We start from the raw sequence: 25,621 nt of genomic DNA, 5'->3' as shown, positions 1-25,621 counted from the left end.
CTGCCGCCGGGACCGCGCGCCGCGTTGTGATGGAAGGAGCGGCTCGACGCCGCCGCGCCGTACGGACCGAGGTGCCCATGAACCTCTCCCTCCCCGTGACGCGACTGCGCCGCTCGACGGCGGCGCACGCGGTCCCGCGGCTCGAGGCCGGTCTCCTCGCCGTCACGACTGCGGCTCTCGTCGCGGGCGGCATCGCCCGGCTCTCCGGCGCGGCGGGCCTCGCGGACCTCTTCTGGGGGCTGGGCACCGTGTCGGCCGCCGTCCCCGCCGTGGTGTGGGTGGTGGCCGCACTGCGGCGCGGGCACGCGGGCGTCGACCTGATCGCCGTACTGGCGCTCGGCGGCACCCTGGCGGTCGGTGAGTATCTGGCCGGGGCCCTGGTCGCGTTCATGCTGGCCACCGGCCGCGCCCTGGAGGGAGCCGCCCAGCGGCGCGCGTCGCACGATCTGCGTGCGCTCCTGTCACACGCGCCGCGCTCGGCCCGCCGCCGCACCGAAGGCCAAGTGACCACGGTGCCGCTGGGCGAGATCACCGTCGGAGACCTGCTGGTCGTCGGACCCGGTGAGGTGGTCCCGGTGGACGGCCGCGTCGAGAGCGCCGCGGCCGTCCTCGACGAGTCGGTGCTCACGGGCGAGGCCCTTCAGGTCGTACGGCGACGTGGTGAGGGAGTCCGCAGCGGCGCCGTGAGCGCCGGCGGCGCCTTCGAACTGCGCGCCACCGCCACCGAACGGGACAGCACCTACGCCGGCATCGTGCGCCTGGCACAGCAGGCCGGGGCGGAGGCCGCGCCGGTCGTGCGGCTGGCGGACCGGTACGCCGCCTGGTTCCTGCCCCTGACCCTCGCCGTGGCGGCACTGGCGTGGCTGCTCGGCGGCTCCGCGGTGCGCGCGGTCGCCGTCCTCGTGGTCGCCACCCCCTGCCCCCTGCTGCTGGCGGCACCGGTCGCCGTCGTCTCCGGTCTCTCCCGCGCGTCCCGCCTCGGCGTGGTCGTCCGCGACGGCGGCGCGCTGGAGAACCTGGGCCGCGCCCGCACCCTCCTGCTGGACAAGACGGGAACCCTGACCCGGGGCCGTCCCGGCGTCCTGGACGTCACGGCCGCTCCCGGCCGCACGGCGGCGGAAGTCCTCCGGACGGCGGCCTCGCTCGACCAGTACTCCCCCCACGTACTGGCCCGGTCCATCGTCGATGCCGCGCGGGCGCGCGACCTGGAGTTGTCGGTGCCGGCGGACGTCACCGAGGAACCCGGCCGCGGGGCAGGCGGCACCGTGGACGGCCATCGCGTCTTCATCGGCCGCACCGGCACCGCCCGGGCGCGGCCCGCCTGGGCCGAAGCGGTCGACAACCGCGCCCTGCTCGACGGAGCGGCCGTCGCATGGCTCACCGTCGACGGGCGCCTGGCCGGCGCCGTACTGCTGCGCGACCCCGTGCGCAGCGACGCTCCCCAGGCCCTGCGCCGGCTCCGGTCGGCCGGCATCGAGCGTCTGCTGATGCTGACGGGCGACCGGGCGGAACCCGCGCAGGAGGTCGCGGCCGTGCTCGGACTCGATGGCGTCCACGCCGAACTCGGCCCCGCCGACAAGGTCGCCGCCGTGCGGGCCGAGCGTGAACGCGCCGTCACCGTGATGGTCGGAGACGGCGTCAACGACGCACCGGCCCTGGCCGCCGCGGACATCGGCGTCGCCATGGGTGCCCGAGGCTCCACTGCCTCCTCCGAGGCCGCCGACATCGTCCTGACCACCGACCGCGTCGACCGCCTCGCCGACGCCGTCGCCGTCGCCCAGCGGTCGCGCCGCATCGCCGTGCAGAGCGCCCTCGGCGGCATGCTGCTGTCGTTGGCCGCCATGGCCGCGGCCGCCGTCGGTCTCCTCCCGCCCGCGACCGGCGCGCTGCTGCAGGAGGCCATCGACGTCGCCGTCATCCTCAACGCCCTGCGGGCCCTGCGCCCCGGCCGGGCCGGGCGGCCGGCCCTGACGCCCTCCACCGAAGCGCTCATCCACCGCTTCGCCGCGGAGCACGACGATCTCCAGGACGTGCTCCAGGCGGTCCGCGACGCCGCCGACCGCCTCTCCGACACTCCGGGCCCGGCGGCCCTCAAGGCCGTCGAGGAGGCGCACCGACTGCTCACCGAACGGCTGCTGCCGCACGAGTACGCCGAGGAGCACCAGCTCTACCCGGCCCTCGCCCCGGCTCTGGGGGGTCCCGAGGCGACCGCCACCATGAGCCGGGCCCACGCCGAGATCGGACGCCTCTCCCGCCGCATCGCCACCCATCTGGAACTGGCTCGCGCGACCGGCGGCCTGGCCGGCGAGCAGACGGACGACCTGCGTTCCTGCCTCTACGGACTGAGCACCGTACTGCGCCTGCACTTCACCCAGGAGGAGGAGAACTACTTCTCCCTGGCTCCGTGACGCGGCCCGCGGCGGCCGGTCCCGGCGCCGCGGTGGATGCCGGTACCTCCGGCCGTGGCGCGGCCCCGGAGGACCCGCGGCCCGGCCGGCCGGAACGACCGGTGGGGCATCCCCGGGCTGTGCGGGCGGACGGACAGGGCCCATCGGCCCGGATCGGGGCCGAACCACCCAAGCCGCGCCACGGCCGCGGTGGGAGCCTGACGGAAGGAGCCCCGTGCTGCTCTGCGCGCAGCCCGACGAAAGGTGGTGGGGACGGTGGAGTTCCCCCTGGTCGTAGGAGTTGATGGGTCCACCGCGAGCTACGCCGCTCTCGACTGGGCGGTGGACTGCGCCGCCCGGCACGGACTGCGGCTGCACCTGGTGTACGGCTCCCTCTGGGAACGCTACGAAGGCGCCGTCCCCTCCGGCCTCGCCCGGCCGTCGGGACAGGTGATGGCCGAGAACGTCGTCGCCGTCGCCGCCGAACGCGCCGGCCGTCGCAGCCCGGAGGCGAAGATCACCACCGAGGTGGTCCCCGAAGACCCCGTGCACGCCCTGCTGGAGCGGGGCCGCGACGCGTTCGCCGTGGTGACCGGTTCACGTGGCCGCGGTGAGATCCAGGGCCTGCTCCTCGGATCGGTGGGTCTGGCGGTGGCCGCGCGGGCCACCTGCCCGGTCGTCGTGGTCCGTGGTGACCAGGCCGGCCTGGCGGGCTCCCATCAGCGGATCCTCCTCGGCGTGGGTGACGCGGAAGCCGGCGACGAGGCCGTCCGGTTCGCCTTCCGCGAGGCCGAGGCACGCGACTGTGCCCTCGACGCCGTCCGCGCCTGGCGGCGGCCGGCCGGACAGGACGCCGGCGGAACGGCCGGCCCCACGGACACGGAGGAGGAGAGGGCGGCGGCCGCGCTGGACGCCGCACTGCGCGAGGCGGAGGCCGCCCACGCGGCGGTGAAGGTCCGCCGCAGCACGTTGGAAGGACCCGCCCGCTCGGTGCTGCTCCACCGGTCGGCGGCCGCGGATCTCGCCGTCATCGGCGCCCGGCGTCGCCGTGAGCCCTTCGGGCTGCAGTTGAGCCGGGTGGCGCACACACTGCTGCACCACGCCGACTGTCCGGTCGCGGTCGTCCCGCACGTCGAGTGACCCGCGCCCCGGCCGGTGCGCGCCCCGTCGCCGAAGGAGCGCGGGGCGCGCGGCCGCGGGGACACGCGTCGGGCCGGTGCCCTCATCCGCTCGGGCCGTCGGCTCCCGACAACTCGAACCGCACGTCCACCACACCCTCGACGGCGCGTGCCAGCCGGGCCGCCACCGGCACCAGCGCCCGGTCCCGCACCCGGCCCCCGAGCCGTACGACCCCGTCGTCCACCCGCACGGTCACCGCGGAGTCGGGAAGCGGGAAGAGGTGGGCCACGATCTCCCGCCGTACCTGCTCGGCGATGTCCTCGTCGTCCCGGAGGAACACCTTCAGCAGGTCGGTGCGGCTGACGATGCCCACCAGCCGGCCCGTGCCGTCGACGACGGGCAGACGTTTGACGTGGCCCCGGGCCATGATCCGAGCCGCCAGGGCGAGAGTGGCGTCCGGGGGCACGGTGAGCGCGGGGGACGTCATCGCCTCCTCGGCCGTCACCGATCCGGCCTTGGCCAGGTCGGCCAGCCGCCGCAGCTGGGTGGCCCGGTCGGGGTCGCTGTCGCGGAACTCCTCCTTGGGCAGCAGGTCGGCCTCCGAGACGATCCCCAGGACCCGGCCCGAGCTGTCCACCACGGGCAGAGCGCTGACCCTGCGGTCGCGCAGAGTCCGCACGATGTCCTTGAACGCCGCCGCCCCGCCCACGGTGGCCACCTCCCGTGTCATCACGTCACCGACGACGTGCGGGATACCGGCCGGGATCATCACAGGCTCCCGCTGCCGTGGGGCGCGTACAGGTCCAGCAGGTGGGTGCGTGCCGCGTGCAGCCGGCGGGTGACGACACCGCCGACCCACACGGCGACGTTCATGCCGAGGTCGGTGTCCTCACGGCACATCTCCCGCACCCGCGCGGCGTCGAACTCGAAGGCGCGTACCGGCGTCACCGCCTCCGCGCCCAAGTGCCACACGTGCGGCGGGTACAGCCACGACCAGCCCACGAGCTCCTGGTGCCCGAGTGACTCCACGACAGCGGCCCGCCGGCCCGGGACGCGCAGGTCCAGGTCGACCGTGCCGGTCCGGATGATCCAGAACCGGTCGGCACGACCGCCCTCCTCGAAGAGGCGGGCGTCCTGGGGGAACGCCGTCTCGTGGGCCGCCTCGAGCAGCCGCTGCCGGTGTTCGGGGGGCAGGGCCCGCTGCGGCATCGTGGTGAGGGGAGCGTTCATGGCACGCCTCCGGAAGGGTGACGGGAGTACCACCACCAGTCTGGACAGTGTCACCCGACCGGCCCATGGGCCGGTCGGTCCCCGGCCCGGCCCGACCGGCGGCCGCGTCCGTCCGCCCGGGGCCGGTCGGTCGCCACCCGGGACCTGCGGCCCCTGGAGACCTGAGGCAGGGTGCTGCGACGCTGGAGACAGGGTGTCCGGCGAAGGGATCGATCATGGTCCGAACTCTCGTGGCAGGCCGGGAAGGTCCCGCGGAGAGCCGCGCAGTGGCCGGGAGGGCCACGCGCGACACGCGGGTGGAGCCCGTGCACGTCCGCACCGTGGGCGGCCACGCGTTCCGTCCGCTGCCCGCCGTCGCCGGGACGCCGCGCGGGCCGGGCGGCTCCCGCGTCCCCGTCGGCCCGGGCGCCGGGCGGTGAGTGCCGTGAAACTCCCTGTCGTCGTGGGCGTGGACGGTTCCGAGGCCAGTCTTCGCGCCGCGGAGTGGGCGGCCGACGAGGCCACGCTGCGCGGACTGCCCCTGCGCATCGTGTACGCGTCGCTGTGGGAGCGGTACGAGGGCACAAACCTCGCCGAGGACCTGGCCAAGCCGCCGGAGGAGGTGCGTGCCCAGGACATCGTCGACACCGCCGCGCGGCGGGCCGTACGCCGCCGGCCGGATCTCGGGGTGACCACCGGCATCCTGCCTGAGGAGGCGGAGCACGCCCTGGTGGGGGAGGGGCGCAACGCCTCCCTGCTCGTCGTCGGCACCCGCGGCCGCGGCGGTCTCACCGAACTCCTGCTCGGCTCGGTCAGCCTGGGCGTCGCCGGGCATGCCGACTGCCCGGTGGTCGTACTCCGCGGCAGTCACGACAACCAGGCCGGACGCGCCGTGCGGGGGCGGGTCGTCGTGGGCGTCGGCGAAGGCGCCGCCGACGCGGCCGTGGTCCGCTTCGCCGCCGAGGAGGCGCTGCGGCGCGGTGTCCCGCTGGACGCCGTGCGCGCGTGGCGGCGCCCCGCGCACGAGACGGCGGAGCCGACGACGGGAGAGCCGGCCGGGACGCACGAGCGGGAGGCGGCCGAGGTCCTGGACGCCGCGCTGACGGGTGTCCCGCCCGAGGTGCGGGTCCACCGGCACACGGTGGAGGGGCACGCCCGGAGCGTCCTGGAGGCCGCCTCCCGCGAGGCCGACCTGCTGGTCGTGGGAACGCGGATCCACCGTGGTCAGTACGGGCTCCAGCTCGGCCGGGTGACGCTGGCGGTACTGCACCACTCCACCTGCCCCGTGGCCGTCGTGCGGCACATGTGACACGCCGACGGGACCGCAGGCCACCGCGCACGCCGGTGGCGCGGCCAGGGGCCCGGAAGAAACGGGACGGAGACGGCAATGAACAGGAAGGTACTGGTCGCCTACGGGACGACCAACGGATCGACCGCACGGATCGCGGAGACCGTGGCCGCCGTCCTCCGCAAGGAGGGCACGACCGTGGACACCGCGCCCGCCGCATCGGTCGACGACGTGACTCCCTACGACGCTGTCGTCATCGGCGGCGCCCTGTACGCGGGGCGCTGGCACAAGGACGCCCGTCGATTCGTCCGGCGGCACCGGCGCGCGCTGTCGGAGCGTCCGGTGTGGCTGTTCAGCAGCGGGCCGCTGGATCCGTCGGCCTCGGAACGGGACATCCCCCCGGTGCCGGGGGTACGGCGCGTCATGGCGTGGATCGACGCTCAGGAGCACGTCACCTTCGGTGGCTGCCTGGAGGAGGGGGCCGACGGGTTCGTCGCCCGGATGATCCTGCGGAACGGGAAGGGAGGCGACTTCCGTGACTTCCCCGCGATCGAGCGGTGGGCGGCGCGGGTCGCCCGGGAGATCGGGACCCCGGTGAAGACCTGACCCACCCCCGGCGAACGGCCTCCGCGCCGCGGCCCGCCCCCGCCGTCGGCGCGGCCCCGCCGGACACAGGGCCGAACGTCCCTGGCGCGGGCCCGGCGGCCCATGGTGAGGCGCCGTCGTGGCGCACGAGACTGGAAACCGGGCCGCACCGACGATCCCGCGGCCCGCCATGCGCGTTGCCGCACGGGCGTCGCCTCCGACGAGCGAGGGCCGATCGCATGACCACTCCCACGAAGTACGTGTACACCTTCGCCGAGGGCAGCCGGGACATGGCCGCGCTGCTCGGCGGCAAGGGAGCCGGACTGGCCGAGATGACCCGCCTGGGACTTCCCGTGCCGCCCGGCTTCACCGTGACCGCCGATGCCTGCCGCGTCTATCTGGCCACCGGTCAGGAGCCTGCCGACATGGGCGTGCAGGCCGCGCACGCCCTGGCCGAGCTGGAGAGGGCCATGGGACGGTCCCTGGGCAGCCCCGACGACCCCCTGCTGGTGTCCGTTCGTTCCGGCGCCCGGTTCAGCATGCCCGGGATGATGGAGACGATCCTCGACATCGGCCTCGGCGACCGCTCGGTCACCGGGCTCGCCAAGGTGTCCGGCGACGAGCGGTTCGCCTGGGACTCCTACCGGCGGCTCGTGCAGATGTTCGGTCACACGGTGATGGGCGTGGACGGCGAGTTGTTCGACCGGGCCCTGGCGGCACACAAGGCACGCAGGGGAGTGTCCGACGACCCGGACCTCGACGCCGGCGAACTGATGCTGCTCACCGACGAGTACAAGGACATCGTCCGCGCGCGGACCGGCCAGGAGTTCCCGCAGGACCCTGCCGAGCAGCTGGCCCGGGCGGTCCGCGCCGTCTTCGACTCCTGGAACGTCGAGCGGGCCCGGATCTACCGTCGGCGCGAACACATCCCGGACGATCTCGGCACCGCCGTCACCGTCCAGGCCATGGTGTTCGGCAACCTGGGCCACGACTCCGGTACCGGCGTGGCGTTCACCCGCGATCCCGCCACCGGCGAACGGGGTGTGTACGGCGACTACCTGCCCGACGCGCAGGGCGAGGACGTCGTCGCCGGCGTCCGCGACGCCCTGCCGCTCACCGAGCTCGGGCGGCTCGCCCCCCGCGTGTACACCGAACTCGGTGATCACATGCGCACCCTCGAGGATCATTACCGCGACCTCTGCGACATCGAGTTCACCGTGGAGCGCGGGAAACTGTGGATCCTGCAGACCAGGGTCGGCAAGCGCACCGCCGAGGCGGCCTTCCGCATCGCCCACGACCTGCGCCGGGAGGGCGCCATCACCGCGGACGACGCCCTGCACCGGGTCGGCGGCACCGCACTGACCCGGTTGATGTTCCCCCGCTTCGACACCGGTCCCACCGACATCCCGCTCGCCCGCGGTGTGCCCGCCTCCCCGGGAGCGGCGGTCGGCGTGGCCGTGTTCGACTCCGCGGAGGCGGTACGCCGTGCCGCGGCGGGCGACCGGACGGTGCTGGTGCGCCGGGAGACCACCCCCGACGACCTGCCCGGAATGATCGCCGCGCAGGCGGTGCTCACCAGCCGGGGAGGCAAGACCAGCCACGCGGCCGTCGTGGCCCGCGGCATGGGCAAGGTGTGCGTCTGCGGTGCCGAGGAACTCACCGTGGACACCGAGGCGCGGCTCTTCACCACCTCCTCCGGCGTCACCGTCCACGAGGGCGACACCGTCTCCGTCGACGGCACCGCCGGCACGGTGCACCGCGGCGCCCTGCCGCTCACGGCCTCGGACGTCGGCCGTGCCCTGCACTCCGGCATCGCGACCGACCCGCTCACCGAAGCGGTCCTGACGACGCTGACCCACGCCGACGGAGTGCGCCGCCTCCAGGTGCGCGCCAACGCCGACACCCCCGAGGACGCCGCCCGGGCGCGGGCGTTCGGCGCCCAGGGCATCGGTCTGTGCCGCACCGAGCACATGTTCCTCGGCGAACGCCGGGCACTGGTCGAAAGCATGATCCTTGCACCCGACGACACCGCGCAGGACGCCGCCCTGGCCGCCCTGCTGCCCCTGCAGCGGGCCGACTTCACCGGCATCCTCGCGGCGATGGACGGCCTGCCGGTCACCATCCGGCTGATCGACCCGCCGCTCCACGAGTTCCTGCCGGACCGCGTCGACCTCGCCGTCCGCCTCGCCCGTGCCGCGCACCCGGACCCACGCGACCGGGCCCTGCTCGACGCCGTCGAGCGCATGCACGAAGAGAACCCGATGCTGGGCCTGCGCGGGGTGCGGCTCGCCCTGACCGTGCCGGGACTGATGGCCATGCAGGTGCGGGCGATCGCAGAGGCGGTGGTGGACCGGCTGCGCGACGGCGGACGGCCGTACGCCGAGATCATGATCCCGCTCGTCGGAGCCGTCGAGGAACTGCGCCTGGCGCGGACCGAGACCGAGCGGGTGCTCGCCGAGGTGGCCACGGAGACCGGGACACCGCTCACCTGCCCGATCGGCACGATGATCGAGCTGCCCCGCGCCGCCCTCACCGCCGGGCGGATCGCCGAGGCGGCCGACTTCTTCTCCTTCGGGACCAACGACCTCACGCAGACCACCTGGGGACTGTCCCGCGACGACGCCGAGGCGTCCTTCTTCCCGCGCTACCTGGAGAAGGGCGTCTTCCCTGTGTCGCCGTTCGAGACGATCGACCGGGACGGCGTCGGCCGGCTCGTGGAACTGGCCGTGACCGAGGGGCGTGCGGCCCGCCCCGGCCTGGGGACGGGGATCTGTGGCGAGCACGGGGGAGACCCGGACTCGATCCACTTCTTCCACCGCGCCGGCCTGGACTACGTCTCCTGCTCGCCCTTCCGCATCCCGGCGGCCCGACTGGAGGCCGGGCGGGCCGCTCTGCCGGATTCCGCGGACTCGAGCGACACCCGGTGACCGGCGAGGTACCGGGGCGGGCACCGGCACCGGCCCGTGACATCGGCGACGGCTCCGCGCTGGCGGAACGGCGGACCGTCTGCTCCCCTGAGAACAAGCCGGACGAAGTGGGGTGAACCGTCGTGCAGGGCGATCGGGACCGGACCGGACCTGCGGCCGCCGCCTCCTCCCGGGGCGACGGGGGCGACAGCATCGCCACCCGCATCGCGCTGCGGCGGGAACAGCTGGGGATGTCCCGCGAGGAGGTGGCCGTGCGGGCCGGGATGTCGACGGCGTATCTGCGCCAGGTCGAGGAGCTGGCGACCGGCTTCGACCCGGGCGCGCTGAGGAGGCTCGCCGCCGTGCTGGACATGCCGTACGAGGAGCTGACGACCGGCCGCCGCGACGCACCGCACGGGCGGGGCGGGCCGACAGCCCACCCGGTCCTGATGCGGCTTTCCGAGCAGGAGTGCTGGCAGCGGCTGGGCACGCACGGCATCGGCCGCATCGCCCGCACGACCGACACGGCCGGCGGGGCCCCGCTGGTCATGCCGGTCAACTTCCTGGTGGACGCACGAAGTGTCGTCTACCGCACGGACCCGGCCGGTGCGGCGGCGGTCCGGGCCGGGACGCAGGTCGCCTTCGAGGCCGACCACGTCGACGAGGCGACCGGCCTGGGCTGGAGTGTCCTGGTGACGGGCACCGCGGAGCACCCCGCCGATCCCGACGCCCTCGAAGCCCTGTCCCGGCGTCACAGGTCGACGCCGTGGGCCGGGGGCCGGCGCGACCTGTGGATCCGCGTCCTGCCGCACAAGGTGAGCGGCCGCGTCATCCGGCCGCTGGAGGAGCGCTAGGGCCTGTCGTTTGGATCATGCCGGCGTCGCGGGGTGTGGCACGCACATCTGCCGCGTTGTCGTCGGTTGCCAGGGCTCCGCCCTGGCGCCCTCCTCCGCCTTGCAGCTGCACGCACCACACCCCGCTCGGGCCGGCCGGGACGCGCCGTCCGTCACAGCCGGCCTGATCCAAACGACAGACCCTAGGGCCGCCGGTCCGGAAGGCGTAGAACACGGTCCGCCGAACACCCGCACGACCGGTGACACTCCGGAACGAACGCGCCGGTGAGACCGCCCTCGGTGGGTATAGGGAAGGCCTGCGGACCCGACCCGTCTCCCTGTGAGGAACCGAGAATGACCGACGACGCCTACCTCGTCCTGCTGAACGGCCCGGCCCAGGCCCTTGGGACACCGCCCACGGCTCTGGGGGAGCTGGCCTGCATGCAGACTCCCGCCGTACGCGCCTGGCTCGACGCGCAGGGCGTCACCGCCACGTCCCCCGCTCTGCGGCTGCTGCCGCCGGAGGAGACGCAGTCCATCCCCGAGGGCGCCGAGCGGCTGCCCGTTCCCCTCGGTGAGGAGGAGCTGAGCCTTCTGCGCCACCATGCCGCTCCGGAGAGCGTCGCCCGGCTGGAGGAGGAACTGCTGGCCTACCGGTCGCAGACGGACGGCCGCGAAGCGCTGCTCACCCGGGCGCTGGCAGCAGGCGTGCCGGCGCACCGCATCGCGGAACTGACCGGCGAGGACCTGGCCGCCGTCAAGGCGGTCGCCCACTGACGCCGCCGCGACACCGGCGACTCCCCGGCCCATGGAATGGCACGTTGTGGCGAATTGTCCGTTTCGGTGCTGCCCGGGGTTGACTGCTGTGGGAGGATGGCGGGACGAGAGTCTGACCGGTGCCCTGCTGGACCTGCGGGAGCCGACTCACGGACCCGGGCGTTGCCCCCTTCACGGGCAGCCGGGCCCGCCATTTCCGCCGAACGGCCCGACAGGCCACCCTCGGCGTTTGCGGACTCGTCCGACCCCCGAAGGGGGGCGCACGATGCTCGTTACCGTCGCGATCGACGACACCGCCGCTGTTCTCACTCCTCCTGGGGACATCGACGCCGATGCCCTGCCCGGCCTGCTCGCCGCCGCCCGCGAACTCCCGGCGTCCGTCACCACGGTGACCTGGGACCTGCGGCACGTCGGCTTCATGGACGCCGCCGGGCTGCGTCTGCTCACCGGTCAGCGCCAGGACTGCCGCACCGCGGGCCGCGCTCTGACCGTCACCGGCCTGGGATGGCAGCCCCGGCGCCTGCTGGATCTGGCGGCCCAGTGCGTCCCGGACGGGTTGTGGGAGGACTTCCTGCGGCCCGCCGCGCCGACGAACGCCGCCTGAGGGTCCCGCGCCGCCCTGCGACGCCACCGCGACCGGTCCCGGCGCCCCGACGGGCGCCGGGACCGGTCGTCCTCCCACCGTCCCCGCCCCTGCCTTGCGGCACGGCGATCCCGGGCCGGTCCGAAAATCACGGCGGTCCCCGGACCCTGCCGCGTACCCTCGGCCCTGTGCCCCGCCATCCGAAGAAGCCCCGCCGGCTCGTCGCCGACGGCCGGACCTACCTGTGGACCCTGCGCCACAGCCACCGTGCCCTGGACGACAGCGGTCGCCCCCGATGCCGGCAGATCCTCACGCTGTACCGGGACGACGCGGACGCCGGCGGCGCGCTGCGCATCGTGTTCGCCGAGGGGCCGAGCCGGTACGTGCCGGGCGGTTACCCCCTGGGGTCCGGGGACGTGGGGTTCACCAGGGGCGGCTCGATGAACCTCCATGAACCCGGAGCCGTCCGGGCCCTGCTCGACGCGGCGGTCGCACAAGGCCGGCAGCCGGAGGGCCGACGGACGCTGGAGATCGACGGTTGGTCCCTGCTGGAGGCGGCGGTAGCAGCGCAGGCTGCCGCGAGGACCGGCCCCGCGGACGGGTGAGGCGCGCGACGAGGGCTCACGGGCCGCGTCGACGGACTCGATGCCGACGTGGAAGCGTCGGGGATAGCCTCTGGCCATGCCGAGCTTCGAGATCACACCCATAGGTACGGTCCGGAACGAACGGACGGACGTCCAGCACACGGACAACTGGGGTGCCGTCCGCAGCACCATCACCGTCGACGAGCGCTTCGGCGACGCCTGCCTCCAGGGCCTGGAGGGCTTCTCGCACGTGGACGTCCTCTTCGTCTTCGACCAGTTCCCGGACCGCGACGACCACCGTGAACCCCGGCCCTCCCGCGGCCGCCCCGACCTCCCTCCCGTCGGCATCTTCGCGGGCCGCGGTCCCCGCAGGCCGAACCGCATCGGGGTGACGTCCTGCGCCATCGAATCCGTCCGAGGCCGCGAACTCACGGTGGTGGGCCTCGACGCCGTCTCGGGCACCCCGGTCATCGACCTGAAGCCGACGATGGAGGAGTTCCTTCCGGTGAATGTCAGACAGCCGGAATGGGTCGGCCGCCTCATGTCGGAGTACTTCCGGCCGTAGGACGCCGAACCGGTCGCCCCGTTCCTCCGCACCGAGCGACCGGGCCCGGCGGGAGAATACTGGTAGTGAGCGGCGCGGGAGCGGGCGTTGTCCGACGCTCTTGCGGGGGGCGCGCCGGACAGGCGTTCTCGCGAGGAGGTCGAGGTGGAGCAACGCACCGCTGACCTGGCAGATACCCGGACGGGCCGGGAGACGGGCGGAGTGCCGGCGCTCCTGCTCAAGGCGTACGACGCCCTGCGCGAAGCGACTCGCCTCGTCACCGTGCCGGAAGGCGCCGAGACCGAGACCCGGGTGACGTCGTACGCCAGGAGCCTGTCCGCCCTGTGGAGAGATGCCGAGGACATCACGTCCCTGGCGCTGGGGGGCCCGTCCCGCGAGGCGGACCGACGCTCCGTCCTGGCCGCGCTGTACGTGCGGGGCGACACGGGACGCATGGCCCTCCTGATCGAGCAGGTCGGCGACATCGCCGTGGGGCGAAGGGCACAGCCGCTCGCCGAGCCCGTCAGGGCGCCGGTGCGAGAACTCGGCGATGCCTGTCTGCACCTCATGGCCCAGGCCCACGACGTCCTTCGGCTGTCCGGCCCCCCGGCTGTGCTGGACCAGGGCCTGGCAGACATCACCGCACGTCAACGTCGCCTGAGCCGAGCGCTGCTGACGGACGACCTGGCCTGCTCCGTGCGGGATGCCGCGGATGCGGCGGTTCTGGGCCGATGCCACGAGGAGTGCGCCTGGCGGACCGTGGCCCTGGCCCGCACCGACCTGCAGGTGCGCGAGGCCGTCGCCCGCCGCTGATCCGACGACGAGCCCGGTCCGCGCATGATCATCTGGCGTCCCGGGGTGAATCGCTCATGCTGGGACGCAGGGAACGCGATGGCACCGGCGGCTCGGGAGGAGGACGCGGACATGCCCACCAGCGGTGCCCTTTCCGGCTGGCGGTTCTGGATCGACAGAGGCGGCACCTTCACCGACGTCGTGGCCCAGGCGCCCGACGGCCGCATCCGGGCGCTCAAGCTGCTGTCCGAGGATCCCGGCCGCTATCGCGACGCAGCCGTCGAGGGCGTCCGGCGCCTGCTCGGGCTGGCCCCGGGCGCACCGATTCCGGGCGATGCCGTCCACAGCGTCCGCATGGGCACGACCGTGGCGACCAACGCCCTGCTGGAACGCGCCGGGGAACGCACGGCACTGGTGATCACGCGCGGTTTCCGCGACGCCCTGCGCATCGGCTACCAGAACCGCCCCCATCTCTTCGCAAGGGAGATCCAGCAGCCGGAAGCCCTCTACGAACGCGTCATCGAGGTCGACGAGCGCGTCACGGCCGAGGGGGAGGTGCTGCGGCCGCCCGACGTGGACGCTCTCGCGGGCGAACTCGAGCGTGCGCACGCGGACGGGATCCGCGCGGTGGCCGTCGTCTGTCTGCACAGCGCGCTGCACCCCGCGCACGAGCGCGCCATCGGCCGGCTGGCCGCCTCCGTCGGCTTCGACCAGGTCTCCCTCTCCTCCTCGGTGGGGCCGCTCACCCGTCTCGTCCTGCGCGGCGACACCGCCGTCGTCGACGCCTACCTATCCCCGGGGCTGCGCAGGTACGTGCACGACGTCTCCCGTGAGCTGGCCGGTGTCCGGCTCATGTTCATGCAGTCGAACGGCGGTCTCGCGGCGGCGGACCACTTCCGCGGCACCAACGCGGTGCTCTCCGGCCCGGCCGGCGGCATCGTCGGCATGGCCGGCCTGTCGCGGCAGGCCGGACACGACCGCGTCGTCGGCTTCGACATGGGCGGCACCTCGACCGACGTGTCCCACTTCGCCGGTGAGTTCGACCGGGTACCCGTCACCCGTATCGCCGGGGTCCGTCTGCAGGTACCGATGCTGGACATCCACACGGTCGCCGCGGGGGGCGGTTCGGTCGTGCGCTTCGACCACGGACGCTACCAAGTGGGCCCGGACTCCGCCGGGGCGCGCCCGGGCCCGGCCTGTTACCGCGCGGGCGGGCCCCTGACGGTGACCGACGCCAACGTGATGCTCGGACGCATCCCGCCCGCCCACTTCCCGCACGTCTTCGGCCCAGACGGCGACCAGCCGCTCGACGAGAGCGTCGTGCGGCGGCGGTTCACCGAGCTCGCGGCCCGGATACGCGGGGCCACCGGTGACCGGAGGACCCCCGAGCAGGTGGCCGAGGGCTTCCTCCGGGTGGCGGTCGCCAACGTCGCCGCCGCCGTCAAGCGCATCTCCGTGCACCGCGGCCACGACGTGCGCGCATACGCTCTGACGTCCTTCGGCGGGGCCGGCGGCCAGCACGCGTGCGCCGTCGCCGACGCGCTCGGTATCCGCACCGTTCTCGTGCCGCCGCTCGCCGGCGTGCTGTCCGCCCTCGGCATCGGGCTGGCCGACGTCACGACCGTGCGCGAGCAGTCGTCGGAACTGGTCCTGGACGACGCCCACATGGACGAGATCCGCGCGGCCGCGGACCGGCTCGAGGCCGGCGCCCGGAGGGAGCTGGCCGACCAGGGCACGCCGGACGAGCAGGTGCGCATCACCCGGACGGCGCGCCTGCGCTACGACGGGACCGACACGTCCGTCACCGTACCGTTCGGTGGGGCCGGCGAGATGGCGCGGACGTTCACCGAACGCCACCGTGCGCTCTACTCGTTCCTGCTGGACCGGCCGGTCGTGGTCGAGGCCCTCTCCGTCGAGGCCCGGGGACTGACCTCCCGGCCCGACCTCGGCCGCCTCGGCGGCGAGGGTACGCCGTACGACGAGGCGACCGCACCCACGACCCGCCTCCACTTCGCGGGCGAGTGGCGGACCGTGCCGCTCAGGGAGCGTGAGCGGCTGCGCCCCGGAACGGTGGTGCGAGGGCCCGCCGTGATCGCCGAGGACAACGCGACCACCGTCGTCGACCCCGGCTGGCAGGCCGCTGTCACGGAAGGCGGCCACCTCCGCCTGACCCGGACGGCCGCCGTGACCCGGGACAGGGTCCGGACCGGAGCCGACCCGGTCCTGCTCGAGATCTTCAACAGCCAGTTCGTCTCCGTAGCCGAGCAGATGGGCGCCAGGCTCGCGGCCACGGCCCAGTCCGTCAACATCAAGGAACGGCTGGACTTCTCCTGCGCCCTCTTCGACCCCGAGGGCCGCCTCGTCGCCAACGCACCGCACATCCCGGTCCATCTGGGTTCCATGGGGACCGCCGTCCGTGAGATCGTCCGACGCCGCGCCGGAACCATGCGGCCGGGAGACGCGTACGCCGTGAACGACCCGTACCACGGGGGAACCCACCTGCCGGACGTCACCGTGATCACGCCCGTCTTCGGGGAGGCCGGCACTCCGCACGCCGACCGGGTCCTGTTCCACGTCGCCTCCCGCGGGCACCACGCGGAGATCGGCGGTCTGACCCCCGGCTCGATGCCGGCCGGCAGCCGGCGCATCGAGGAGGAGGGCGTCCTGTTCGACAACTGGCTGCTGGTCCAGGACGGCCGTCTGCGTGAGGCCGAGACCCTGGACCTGCTCACCGGTGCGCCGTATCCCTCGCGCAGTCCGGCGACCAACCTGGCCGACCTGCGCGCCCAGGTGGCCGCCAACGCCAAGGGCGTCGACGAGGTCGGCCGGATGATCCGGCACTTCGGCCTCGACGTGGTGCAGGCGTACATGCGGCACGTGCAGGACAACGCCGAGGAGGCCGTCCGGCAGGCTCTCGGTGCTCTCACCGGCGGGGCGTACCGGTACGAGACCGACTCCGGGGCCGTGATCGCCGTACGCGTCACCGTGGACCACGAGCGGCGCGACGCGACCGTCGACTTCACCGGGACCTCCCCGCAGCTCGACTCCAATTTCAACGCGCCGACGTCCGTGGTCACGGCCGCCGTGCTGTACGTCTTCCGCACCCTCATCGCCCAGGACATCCCGCTGAACGACGGTTGTCTGCGGCCACTGAGCATCGTCGTCCCGCGGGGGTCGATGCTCGCTCCCGTTCCGCCGGCCGCCATCGTGGCCGGCAACGTCGAGACCTCACAGGCCGTGACCGGGGCGCTCTACGCCGCGCTGGGCGCCCAGGCGGAGGGCAGCGGCACCATGAACAACGTCACCTTCGGCAACGAACGCCACCAGTACTACGAGACGGTCGCCTCGGGTGCCGGTGCCGGCCCGGGATTCCACGGTGCCTCCGCGGTCCAGACGCACATGACCAACTCCTCCCTGACCGACCCGGAGATCCTGGAGATGCGCCTGCCGGTGCTCGTCGAGGAGTTCTCCGTGCGCGGCGGCAGCGGGGGCGCGGGCCGTTGGCACGGGGGCGACGGTGTGGTGCGCAGGATCCGCTTCCGCGAGGCGATGACCATCAGCGTGCTGTCGGGGCACCGGCGGATCCCTCCCTACGGCATGGCCGGAGGGGAGCCGGGGGACCTCGGGCGTCACCACGTGGAGCGGCGGGGTGCCGTCCTGCCCATGACGGGCTGCGGCTCCATGGCCGTACGGCAGGGTGACGTGTTCGTGCTGCTCACTCCCGGTGGCGGTGGCTACGGGCGCCCGGACCCGTCCGGCTCGTAACGTGCCCGTGGGCCGATCCCGGCTCGATCACGGCGCGCGCAGGACACCGGTGTCCGAGGTGCTGAGACCCGTGGGTGGTGCCCCGGCCGGGCATCACCCACGGTCGGCGGCGGACACGTCGGCCGTTCGTCAGGCGTCCACCGGACCCGTCAGCATGACGATGTCCTCGGTGGCCACGTCGTGCAGACGGACGGCCAGGTCCTCCAGAGCCCGGCAGGTGGCCAGCTCGTCGCCTATCTCCGGCACGGACCTGTCCAGGGGGTTGCGTCGTGCGACACCGTGACCGGTCAGCCGCGCCGTGTCCCGGGTGGCGAGCACCGCGCGAGCCCGTGTGTCGTCTCCGTCCTCGGTGATGTAGACCTGCACGGTCCACTGCTTCGCGTCCACGACCATCACTCCTCGCAGAATCGCTTCCTGCGTCCATCCTCCGCGCGATCCGGCCGCCGTCCCAGTGCCGGAAGGCCCCGTTCCGGGCACCGGAGGTCCCGGCACGGGCGTACCGGACACCGTGAGGTCGGTCCCAGGTGCGTTCGCGCATTCGCCGCCCTCTCCCCAGAATGGTGCTGTGCCCAACGGCGGCCACGACCCGGACGGGAGAGCTGACATGCAGCACCGAACGGTGGCGGAACTCATGACCCGGAACGTCGTCAAGGCGCGGCGCGACCTGCCGTTCAAGGAGGTCGTCAGGCTGCTGGCGGAGAACGACGTCACCGCCGTGCCCGTGGTCGACGACATGGACCGCCCCATGGGTGTGGTGTCCGAGGCGGACCTGTTGCGCAAGAGCGCCGACCAGGCCGACCCGTCGGGCAGGGTCCCCCTTCCTCATCTGGAGGCATGGGAGCGGGCCAAGGCCGAAGGCTCCCGCGCCGAGGAACTGATGTCGGCTCCCGCCGTGTGCGCGCGTCCGGAGTGGACCGTGGTGGAGGCCGCGCGCCTGATGGAGGCGCAGCAGGTCAAGCGGCTGCCCGTCGTGGACGAGACTGACCGGCTCCTCGGCATCGTCAGCCGGGGCGACCTGCTACGGGTCTTCCTGCGCCGTGACGACGCCATCCGCGACGAGATCACCGGGGACGTGCTGCGGCGCACGATGCGGCTCGCTCCCTCCGAGGTGACCGCCGAGGTGCGGGACGGGCGGGTCGACCTCAGGGGCTCGGTCGAGCGGAGAAGCCTGATCCCCGTCATCGAGCGGCTGTGCCGGAGCGTCGACGGCGTGGTCTCGGTCGCCGAGCACCTCGAGTACCGGACGGACGACGCGCGACCGTCCCCCAGCACCGCCTGAGCCCAGGGGTGAGCCCTACGACTCGGACGTCGCCTCCGCGGAGGACTCCGTCGCCGAGGACCCCGTCGCCGACTCGTCCGGGTACGAAGTCGTCAGGTGCTCGTAGGTCCCGGTGATGTCGAGCAGGCGCCTCAGCGCCGGGCCGATGTTGTCCAGGTGGAAGCCGATGCGGTCATGGCACGCCAGGCGGTGTATCAGCAGCAGGATGGACAGCCCCGTGGAGTCGATCGCCCCCAGTTCCCCGCAGTCCAGCCGCAGTTCCCGCGCGTCCGGGTGCTCACTTATGGCCTGCTGGGCAATGTGGAGCGCCCAGTCGCCGTTGTCGTAGTCGAGGTCGCCGAGCAGGGCGAGGCGCACGGTGTGCGGGTGCGTGGTCGGCTGAACCACAACGGGCGTGTCGGGCGAGGCGGTCACGGTGTTCTTCCAGCGTTTCGAGGGTCAGTGGCGGGTGGTGAGGGCGGTCCGTCCGGCGTCGAGGAGGCGTCGGGTGCGGGGGAAGTCGTGCAGTTGCTCCTCAAGAAGGTCCAGCACCGGCACCAGGGTGTGCGCCGGTACACCGCGGGCGGCGAGGATGTCGCCGGTCCAGGTGAGGAAGCTGGTGAAGAGGTCGGGGTCGTCCACGTACAGGGCGGCGGTGAGGAAGTCGACGATGTGGGAGATGTCCTCGGCGGTGCGTTCGCGCTGCTCGTCGTCGTAGTCGGCCATGGCGGGGACGCGCTCTTCGAGGCGACGGAAGGTCTCGCGCACCAGGTTGCGGGCGGACTGGGTGACCAAGGTGTATTCCTGGTCGGCCAGGTGCGGCAGGTCGTCGAGCGCCTGGTGGGGCGGTCGAGGCCGGGGCAGGGGGCCGGCGGCCAGCCGGTCGGCGGCGGCGCGCGCCTCGGGTTCCCAGGCGTCGGCGCCCAGCAGGCGGGCGTAACGCCCGTCGGGTCCGAAGGCGAGACCGCCGACCATGACCGGTATGCCGACCGCCTGTACGGCGGTGATCGCGGCGTGGGCCAGAGGCAGCCGGGTGGACAGGGCGGCGGACAGGCAGACGGCGTCCGCTCCGGTGCGGTGGATCTGGCTGATCAGGTGGGCGGTGGGGACCTGGGCACCGAGGTAGCCGACCCGCCATCCGCGCAGCCGCAGCGTCTCGGCGAGCAGGCGTGCGGGCAGGGCGTGCCACTCCTTGTCCACGCAGGCGACCGTCACCTTGCCGAGGAACGTCTGGGGGCGCTGCACGGGCAGGGCGGCGACGACACGGTCGCTGATGGCCGTCGCGGCGTGTTCCTCGGCGACGCTCATGCGGTTGGCGGCCCACTCGATGCCCACCTTGTGCTGGACGGCGCCGATCACCTCCAGCAGGACCGTCTCCGCTTCCAGCCCGGCGTCCAGGGCCCCGGTGACGACGTCGAGCGCCGCGTACTCGTCCGCCGTCCGGACGGCCGTCCAGAGTTTGTCAGCCCAGGCCCCGGCACGCTCGTCGCCGAGGGCGGGAGCGAACCGGACGCCGACGCGATGCCTGGGGGGCCCGTTGCCGAGTCCGGGAGCAGGGATGTCCGTCATGCTGTGTATCTGCCCGGAGTCGTCCCGTTCACGGCACTGAGATGCGCGCCGCGGGGGGCGGTGATGGCCAGCACGGCGATGTCGTCGTGGCGTCCGTCCCCGATCCACTCGTCGACGAGCATCTGCACACGCTCGACGACGGCCTGGGCGGGCATCCCGGCGCACTCCAGCAGGGCACGCCGCAGGCGTCCCTCCCCGAACATGGTGTCGCCCAAGGGGCCGCCCTTGGCCTCGGTGACGCCGTCGGTGTAGAGCAGACACGTTTCGCCCGGCGCGAGCCGCACCTCGGCGGTGCGGGTGGTGATGCGCGGCAGGACACCGATCAGGGAGCCACCGGTGTCGGCCGCCTCCACGGTGCCGCCCTGCCGCACGATCAGGGGCGGGAAATGACCGGCGGAGGTCAGGCGCAGCACCACGTCGCGGTCCTCGCGGCGGGCGGAAGCCAGGACGAGGGTCACGAAGCGCGTGGAGTGACTGCTGCGCAGGGCGTTGTTCAGCAGTCGCAGCATCTGGCCGTGGTCGCCGGCCATGGGCAGCAGGGCCTGCAGGGTGTTGCGGATCTTGCCGGTGAGGACCGCCGCCTCCAGGCCCTTGCCGGCCACGTCGCCCAGCACGGTCAGGGACTCCGGGCAGTCCTCGCTCGCGGGGTGGACGTCGTAGAAGTCACCGCCGATGCGCTCGGCGTCGACACTGGCCCGGTAACCGCCCGCGAACTCGACTCCTTCGACCTGCTGCAGAGTCGGCGGCAGCAGGTCGCGCATCAGGGTGTCGGTGATCGTGTTCTGCTCCGCGTACAGCCGTGCGGCGGACATCGCCGCGCCGGCCCGGGCGGCGAACAGACCGGCGAACGCCTCGTCCGACTTGCTGAACGCGGCCTGCTGCGCCCGGCGCAGCAGGATCAGGGCTCCGGCCGGCACGCCGTGGCCGGGAAGAGGCGTGATCGCCAGTGAGCCGACCTCACCGAAGCCTTCGGGGACCAGCCAGTCGGGAGCGGTGGCGGGGTCGATCCAGCGCGAGGGCACCGGCGGGAAGCCCCGCAGTGCCTCCGGCAGCCCCGGCAGCTCCTGCACGGCACCGGAGACAGTGCTGTGGACCAGACGTCCGTGCTGGTCGCAGAGGACCATCGGCAGCTTCCTGGCGGAGGTCGGGGAGATGACCAGGGCCGCGTCGGCCAGGTGGTCGGCCGCCAGGCGGGCGGTGACCTCCATGCACCGCTCCAGGTTCAGCGACGCCAGCAGGGCGCTGGAGGCCTCGGCCAGGAAGCCCGTACGTTCGCGTTCCGCCGCAAGTTCCTCGACGGCCGTCCGGTGGGCGGTCTCCTCGACCAGCCACCACGCGGTGCCCCCGCCGGACAGGACGGACGGGTGGGCCGAGAAGAACGCCTCTCCCACCGTGCCGCTGACCGGGCCGGTGCCCGGGGCGCGGTGCGCGGCGGCGAGCCAGTCCGGTGACGGCAGGGCCTCGCCGACGCGGGCGTGGGGCAGCAGGGCGCCCGCGGCGCCGTTGAGCTCCGCCACGTGCCCGGCCGCGTCCATGACGACCACCGGAAACGGGGAGGGGACGGCACCGACCACACCAGTGGTGCCGGTATGGGAACTTTCCGGGGACGCTGACATCTGAGGGACACCTCCGAGGAGAACCCTCAAATTTCCTTAAGGGCGACACGGTCGACACGATTGCTATCCGACAACCGTCTCTCATCGGGTGCCACGAATGCAACCCACGGCCCGTGGACTTGTTCCGCCACCCGGGGAGGGGTTCCCGCAGCGCACCGTGCCATGCCCCCCTCTTTCCGGAGCCCCGCCGGCCGCTGAATCTTCACGGTGCGTCCATACGAGCACGCGGTAGCGGAATCGGCGCGTCCGTGTCGGCCGTGCCATCCGCGCGGCTCAGCCGGCCGGCTGAGCGTCCTCGGTGTACACGACCAGCGTCCGCGCGGCCCTCCGTCACGCGCGTGCGGGCCGCCTGCGGGTCAGCGCAGACGGCGCGTTGCGCCGGGCGCGGGCACCTCGCGGCAACGACCCATTCGTCACGCCGCGCGCCCTGCCGGGGCCCGCCGACCGCGGAAATGATGTGCGGACCGCATGTGAGCCAGGCGAATCCGCGCATCTGCTGTCGGCAGGTGGGCCTGCTGGGGAAGGATTCCACCTTGTTGCTTCTCATCTCTCCGGACGGTGTCGACGAAGCCCTCGAATGCGCCAAGGCGGCCGAGTACCTCGACATCGTCGACGTCAAGAAGCCCGACGAGGGCTCGCTCGGCGCCAACTTCCCGTGGGTCATCCGGGAGATCCGCGACGCGGTCCCGGCGGACAAGCCCGTCTCCGCCACCGTGGGAGACGTCCCGTACAAGCCCGGCACGGTGGCCCAGGCGGCGCTCGGCGCGGTCGTGTCCGGCGCCACCTACATCAAGGTCGGCCTCTACGGCTGCACGACACCCGAACAGGCCGTCGAGGTCATGCGCGGGGTCGTCCGGGCCGTGAAGGACCACCGGGCGGACGCCCTCGTCGTCGCGTCCGGCTATGCCGACGCCCACCGCATCGGCTGCGTCAACCCGCTCGCGCTGCCCGACATCGCCGCGCGCTCCGGCGCCGACGCCGCCATGCTCGACACGGCGGTCAAGGACGGGACGCGGCTCTTCGACCACGTTCCGCCCGACGTGTGCGCCCAGTTCGTACGGCGGGCCCACGAGTCCGGCCTCCTCGCAGCCCTGGCGGGCAGTGTGAAGGCCGGCGACCTGGGCGAGCTGGCCCGCATCGGGACGGACATCGTCGGGGTGCGCGGGGCCGTGTGCGAAGGAGGGGACCGCAACGCGGGCCGGATCCGGCCGCACCTGGTGGCCGCCTTCCGGGCGGAGATGGACCGGCACGTCCGGGACCACGCGGACGCCGCCGCGGCGAGCTGACCGGCACCGTGACGACCGGACATCCCCGTCCCGGGCCAGGACGACGGGGCGGGCACCTAGCCGTCGTCGATCCGGCGACGGGCGAGAGCTTCGACGAGGCTCCCGACCAGCGCCCGGAGGAACTGGACGCGGCCGTCGAACGGGCCCACGAGGCCTGGCGCGGCTGGCGTGCCGACCCGGACGCCCGCCGGGACGCGCTGCTCGCGGCGGCGGACGCCGTCGAGGAGGCCGCCCCCGGTCTCGCCCCGCTGCTCACCCGGGAGCAGGGCAAGCCGGTGACCGAGGCGTACGCGGAGGTGGCCCGTACGGCCGCCCGGCTGCGCTACTTCGCCGAACTGGACGCCGGGACCCAGCCGATCACGGACGGCCGCCCCGTGCGCAGTGAGCTCCGATGGCGACCGCTCGGGCCCGTCGCCGCGATCGTCCCGTGGAACTTCCCGCTGCAACTCGCGTCGGCGAAGTTCGCGCCGGCCCTCGCCGCGGGCAACACGATGGTGCTCAAGCCCTCTCCGCACACGCCCCTCGCCACCCGGTTACTGGGGTCCGTCCTGTCCGGAGCGCTGCCCGAGGGCGTACTGACGATCGTCACCGGTCGGGAGCCGCTCGGCGCCCGTCTCGTGTCGCATCCGGGGATCCGCCACGTGACCTTCACCGGTTCGGTGGCCACGGGACGGGAGGTCGCCGCGGGCGCGGCGGCCTCGCTCGCGCGGGTCACCCTGGAGCTGGGCGGCAACGACGCCGCCGTCCTGCTGGACGACGCCGACGTGGAGGAGATCGCGGACCGGCTGTACTGGGCGGCGTTCCGCAACTGCGGGCAGGTCTGCATGGCGGTCAAACGCGTCTACGCCCCGGTCCGTCACTACACACGGGTGGTGGAGGCGCTCGCGGACCGGGCGAGGACGACCGTCGTCGGACCCGGGCTCGCCCCGGACACCCGGCTGGGACCGGTCGGCAACGCCTCTCAGCTGGCCCGCGTCGAGCGGTACACGGCCCGGGCCCTGGCGGACGGTGCCCGAGCCGTCGCCGGCGGGCACCGCCTGGACCGGCCGGGGTACTTCTTCGCGCCGACGGTCCTGGCCGACGTGCCTCCCGACAGCCCGGTGGTCACGGAGGAGCAGTTCGGCCCCGTCCTGCCGGTGCTGCCGTACAGGACCCTCGACGAAGCCGTAGGGGCGGCCAACGGGACCGGCTTCGGCCTGGGCGGCTCGGTCTGGGGTACCGACGTCGACCGGGCCGCCGCCGTGGCCGACCGCCTGGAGTGCGGAACCGCCTGGATCAACCACCACGCCGAACTGTCCCTCGCCCAGCCCTTCACGGGTGTCAAGGACAGCGGCGTGGGCGTCGCGGGCGGACCGTGGGGGCTCTACGGGAACCTCGCACCGTTCGTCGTGCACCGACCCGAGGAGGCCTGACGTGCGGTTCGGCGCGGCGGTACTGCGCTCGTACGGGGACCCCTTCACGATCGAGGAGGTGACGCTGACCGACGGGCCGGCCGAGGGCGAGATCCTGGTCCGGATCGCGGGATGCGGCATGTGCCGGACCGATCTCGCGGTCCGGCGATCGGCGGGCCGCTCGCCCCTGCCGGCCGTCCTCGGGCACGAGGGGTCCGGAGTCGTGGTGGAGACGGGCGGCGCGGGCACAGGCATGGACACCGGCGACCACGTCGTACTGAGCTTCGACTCCTGCGGACACTGCCAAAGCTGCCGGGCCGCGGCCCCCGCCTACTGCGACTCCTTCGCCTCGCTGAACCTCTTCGGCGGGCGCACGGAGCACGCCGCACGCCTCACCGACACGACCGGTGCCGCCCTGGCTCCTCGCTGGTTCGGCCAGTCCTCCTTCGCCGAGTACGCGGTGGTCCCGGCCCGCAACGCCGTCCGGGTCGACCCCTCACTGCCGCTGCACCTGCTCGGACCGCTCGGCTGCGGCTTCCTCACGGGTGCCGGAGCGGTCCTCAACTCCTTCGGCGCAGGCCCCGGTGACACCCTCGCCGTCTTCGGCGCGGGAGCGGTGGGACTGGCCGCGGTGATGGCCGCACACGCCGCCGGGGCGGTGACCGTGGCCGTCGACCGGCATCCCGGACGGCTGGCCCTCGCCGAGAGGCTCGGCGCCCTTCCGCTCCCCGTCGCGCCGGCCGGCCTGCCCGACCGGATCCGGCGGCTGACCGGAGGCGGAGTGATGTACGCGCTGGACACCACCGGGTCCGCCGGGCTGATCAACGACGCGCTCCGGTCGCTGCGGCCGACCGGCCACCTCGGTCTCGTGGCCCGGCTCCGCGCCGCCCTGCCGCTGGAGGCGGGAACGCTGGACCGCGGGCGCAGGATCTCCCACATCTGCGAGGGCGACGCCGTCCCCGGACTGCTGGTCCCGCGGCTGATCTCGCTGTGGCGGGCCGGGCGGTTCCCCTTCGACCAGCTGATCCGTACCTATCCGCTCGCCGACATCAACAAGGCCGAACACGACTGCGACACGGGCCGCGTCGTCAAACCCGTCCTGATCCCGGACCCCACGCGGCGGTGACCG

22 protein-coding genes are annotated in these 25,621 nt (G+C 73.6%); 16 read left to right on the top strand and 6 right to left on the bottom strand.

All coding sequences use genetic code 11. The annotated features are described in order from the left end of the window. Positions 1-77: 77 nt before the first annotated feature. Both ACFWJB_RS08050 and ACFWJB_RS08045 read left to right on the top strand, forming a co-directional pair. On the top strand, positions 78-2,408 hold the full coding sequence (locus ACFWJB_RS08050; protein ID WP_386920994.1) for a heavy metal translocating P-type ATPase: 2,331 nt from the start codon (positions 78-80) through the stop codon (positions 2,406-2,408). A gap of 246 nt (positions 2,409-2,654) precedes the next feature. Next, positions 2,655-3,527: a universal stress protein gene (locus ACFWJB_RS08045; RefSeq protein ID WP_386920992.1), complete on the top strand. Its 873-nt coding sequence runs from the start codon at positions 2,655-2,657 to the stop codon at positions 3,525-3,527. Between the two features lie 82 nt (positions 3,528-3,609). On the opposite strand, the gene ACFWJB_RS08040 is transcribed toward ACFWJB_RS08045, so the two are convergent. Next, positions 3,610-4,275: a CBS domain-containing protein gene (locus ACFWJB_RS08040; protein ID WP_385466319.1), complete on the bottom strand. Its 666-nt coding sequence runs from the start codon at positions 4,273-4,275 to the stop codon at positions 3,610-3,612. Next, positions 4,275-4,736 carry a cyclic nucleotide-binding domain-containing protein gene (locus tag ACFWJB_RS08035; RefSeq protein ID WP_386920990.1) on the bottom strand — a complete coding sequence of 154 codons (462 nt, stop codon included), beginning with the start codon at positions 4,734-4,736 and terminating at the stop codon, positions 4,275-4,277. Before ACFWJB_RS08035 ends, ACFWJB_RS08040 begins: the two co-directional genes overlap by 1 nt. A 424-nt stretch (positions 4,737-5,160) precedes the next feature. Between ACFWJB_RS08035 and ACFWJB_RS08030 the strand changes: the two genes are divergently transcribed. From ACFWJB_RS08030 to ACFWJB_RS07985, 10 genes are all read left to right on the top strand, one after another. Further along, positions 5,161-6,024 carry a universal stress protein gene (locus ACFWJB_RS08030; RefSeq protein ID WP_385466313.1) on the top strand — a complete coding sequence of 288 codons (864 nt, stop codon included), beginning with the start codon at positions 5,161-5,163 and terminating at the stop codon, positions 6,022-6,024. A 78-nt stretch (positions 6,025-6,102) separates the two neighbouring features. Continuing rightward, entirely contained in the window at positions 6,103-6,609 is a 507-nt protein-coding gene (locus ACFWJB_RS08025) for a flavodoxin domain-containing protein (protein ID WP_386920988.1), read from the top strand. Positions 6,610-6,827: 218 nt separating this feature from the next. After that, a complete protein-coding gene (ppdK, locus tag ACFWJB_RS08020) occupies positions 6,828-9,515 on the top strand; it encodes a pyruvate, phosphate dikinase (protein WP_386920986.1) in 2,688 nt (895 codons plus the stop codon). A 122-nt stretch (positions 9,516-9,637) separates the two neighbouring features. Next, positions 9,638-10,348, top strand: a complete 711-nt coding sequence (locus tag ACFWJB_RS08015) for a helix-turn-helix domain-containing protein (protein WP_386920984.1) — start codon at positions 9,638-9,640, stop codon at positions 10,346-10,348. Positions 10,349-10,681: 333 nt separating this feature from the next. Beyond that, entirely contained in the window at positions 10,682-11,104 is a 423-nt protein-coding gene (locus ACFWJB_RS08010) for a DUF6003 family protein (protein ID WP_385466300.1), read from the top strand. A gap of 265 nt (positions 11,105-11,369) precedes the next feature. Beyond that, complete coding sequence (locus tag ACFWJB_RS08005; RefSeq protein WP_386920982.1) at positions 11,370-11,708, top strand: STAS domain-containing protein; 339 nt, start codon at positions 11,370-11,372, stop codon at positions 11,706-11,708. Positions 11,709-11,875: 167 nt separating this feature from the next. Then, positions 11,876-12,292, top strand: a complete 417-nt coding sequence (locus ACFWJB_RS08000; RefSeq protein WP_386920980.1) for a hypothetical protein — start codon at positions 11,876-11,878, stop codon at positions 12,290-12,292. Positions 12,293-12,368: 76 nt separating this feature from the next. After that, positions 12,369-12,836 (top strand): SAM-dependent methyltransferase, encoded by a 468-nt coding sequence (locus ACFWJB_RS07995; RefSeq protein ID WP_385470174.1) that lies wholly within the window; start codon positions 12,369-12,371, stop codon positions 12,834-12,836. 144 nt (positions 12,837-12,980) lie between these two features. Beyond that, positions 12,981-13,628 carry a hypothetical protein gene (locus ACFWJB_RS07990; RefSeq protein WP_385470172.1) on the top strand — a complete coding sequence of 216 codons (648 nt, stop codon included), beginning with the start codon at positions 12,981-12,983 and terminating at the stop codon, positions 13,626-13,628. A 111-nt stretch (positions 13,629-13,739) separates the two neighbouring features. Then, positions 13,740-17,372: a hydantoinase B/oxoprolinase family protein gene (locus ACFWJB_RS07985; RefSeq protein WP_385470170.1), complete on the top strand. Its 3,633-nt coding sequence runs from the start codon at positions 13,740-13,742 to the stop codon at positions 17,370-17,372. 129 nt (positions 17,373-17,501) lie between these two features. Here the strand turns inward: ACFWJB_RS07985 and ACFWJB_RS07980 are convergent, their stop codons facing one another. Continuing rightward, on the bottom strand, positions 17,502-17,765 hold the full coding sequence (locus tag ACFWJB_RS07980; protein ID WP_385470168.1) for a DUF1876 domain-containing protein: 264 nt from the start codon (positions 17,763-17,765) through the stop codon (positions 17,502-17,504). Positions 17,766-17,976: 211 nt separating this feature from the next. On the opposite strand from ACFWJB_RS07980, the gene ACFWJB_RS07975 reads away from it, so the two are divergent. Continuing rightward, a complete protein-coding gene (locus ACFWJB_RS07975) occupies positions 17,977-18,651 on the top strand; it encodes a CBS domain-containing protein (protein ID WP_385470166.1) in 675 nt (224 codons plus the stop codon). A gap of 15 nt (positions 18,652-18,666) precedes the next feature. Here ACFWJB_RS07975 and ACFWJB_RS07970 read toward each other — a convergent pair whose 3' ends face one another. From ACFWJB_RS07970 to ACFWJB_RS07960, 3 genes are read right to left on the bottom strand one after another with little or no spacing between them, the layout of a single operon-like run. Then, positions 18,667-19,038, bottom strand: a complete 372-nt coding sequence (locus tag ACFWJB_RS07970) for an STAS domain-containing protein (protein ID WP_385470164.1) — start codon at positions 19,036-19,038, stop codon at positions 18,667-18,669. A gap of 51 nt (positions 19,039-19,089) precedes the next feature. Further along, positions 19,090-20,199, bottom strand: coding sequence for a B12-binding domain-containing protein (locus tag ACFWJB_RS07965; RefSeq protein WP_385470162.1), 1,110 nt, complete (start codon positions 20,197-20,199; stop codon positions 19,090-19,092). After that, on the bottom strand, positions 20,196-21,815 hold the full coding sequence (locus ACFWJB_RS07960; RefSeq protein ID WP_386920976.1) for a PP2C family protein-serine/threonine phosphatase: 1,620 nt from the start codon (positions 21,813-21,815) through the stop codon (positions 20,196-20,198). Before ACFWJB_RS07960 ends, ACFWJB_RS07965 begins: the two co-directional genes overlap by 4 nt. Positions 21,816-22,348: 533 nt before the next feature. On the opposite strand from ACFWJB_RS07960, the gene ACFWJB_RS07955 reads away from it, so the two are divergent. From ACFWJB_RS07955 to ACFWJB_RS07945, 3 genes are read left to right on the top strand one after another with little or no spacing between them, the layout of a single operon-like run. After that, entirely contained in the window at positions 22,349-23,101 is a 753-nt protein-coding gene (locus ACFWJB_RS07955) for a (5-formylfuran-3-yl)methyl phosphate synthase (RefSeq protein ID WP_386920974.1), read from the top strand. Between the two features lie 8 nt (positions 23,102-23,109). Further along, positions 23,110-24,513: an aldehyde dehydrogenase family protein gene (locus ACFWJB_RS07950; RefSeq protein WP_386920972.1), complete on the top strand. Its 1,404-nt coding sequence runs from the start codon at positions 23,110-23,112 to the stop codon at positions 24,511-24,513. A 1-nt stretch (position 24,514) separates the two neighbouring features. Beyond that, positions 24,515-25,618, top strand: coding sequence for an NAD(P)-dependent alcohol dehydrogenase (locus ACFWJB_RS07945; RefSeq protein WP_386920970.1), 1,104 nt, complete (start codon positions 24,515-24,517; stop codon positions 25,616-25,618). The last annotated feature ends 3 nt before the right edge of the window (positions 25,619-25,621 follow it).

This window comes from Streptomyces sp. NPDC127100 (assembly GCF_042724095.1).
Lineage (GTDB): Bacteria > Actinomycetota > Actinomycetes > Streptomycetales > Streptomycetaceae > Streptomyces.
Note: the sequence above shows the minus strand (reverse complement) of the source record. Positions and strands in the feature narration are given on the sequence as shown.

Excerpts from the sequence above, each read along its gene's own strand:
- ACFWJB_RS08005 (WP_386920982.1), top strand. The coding sequence starts at position 11,370 with ATGCTCGTTACCGTCGCGATCGACGACACCGCCGCTGTTCTCACTCCT.
- ACFWJB_RS08025 (WP_386920988.1), top strand. The coding sequence starts at position 6,103 with ATGAACAGGAAGGTACTGGTCGCCTACGGGACGACCAACGGATCGACC.
- ACFWJB_RS07975 (WP_385470166.1), top strand. The coding sequence starts at position 17,977 with ATGCAGCACCGAACGGTGGCGGAACTCATGACCCGGAACGTCGTCAAG.
- ACFWJB_RS07995 (WP_385470174.1), top strand. The coding sequence starts at position 12,369 with ATGCCGAGCTTCGAGATCACACCCATAGGTACGGTCCGGAACGAACGG.
- ACFWJB_RS07965 (WP_385470162.1), bottom strand. The coding sequence starts at position 20,199 with ATGACGGACATCCCTGCTCCCGGACTCGGCAACGGGCCCCCCAGGCAT.
- ACFWJB_RS08040 (WP_385466319.1), bottom strand. The coding sequence starts at position 4,275 with ATGATCCCGGCCGGTATCCCGCACGTCGTCGGTGACGTGATGACACGG.
- ACFWJB_RS08050 (WP_386920994.1), top strand. The coding sequence starts at position 78 with ATGAACCTCTCCCTCCCCGTGACGCGACTGCGCCGCTCGACGGCGGCG.
- ACFWJB_RS08010 (WP_385466300.1), top strand. The coding sequence starts at position 10,682 with ATGACCGACGACGCCTACCTCGTCCTGCTGAACGGCCCGGCCCAGGCC.
- ACFWJB_RS07985 (WP_385470170.1), top strand. The coding sequence starts at position 13,740 with ATGCCCACCAGCGGTGCCCTTTCCGGCTGGCGGTTCTGGATCGACAGA.
- ACFWJB_RS07960 (WP_386920976.1), bottom strand. The coding sequence starts at position 21,815 with ATGTCAGCGTCCCCGGAAAGTTCCCATACCGGCACCACTGGTGTGGTC.
- ppdK (WP_386920986.1), top strand. The coding sequence starts at position 6,828 with ATGACCACTCCCACGAAGTACGTGTACACCTTCGCCGAGGGCAGCCGG.
- ACFWJB_RS07980 (WP_385470168.1), bottom strand. The coding sequence starts at position 17,765 with ATGGTCGTGGACGCGAAGCAGTGGACCGTGCAGGTCTACATCACCGAG.
- ACFWJB_RS08035 (WP_386920990.1), bottom strand. The coding sequence starts at position 4,736 with ATGAACGCTCCCCTCACCACGATGCCGCAGCGGGCCCTGCCCCCCGAA.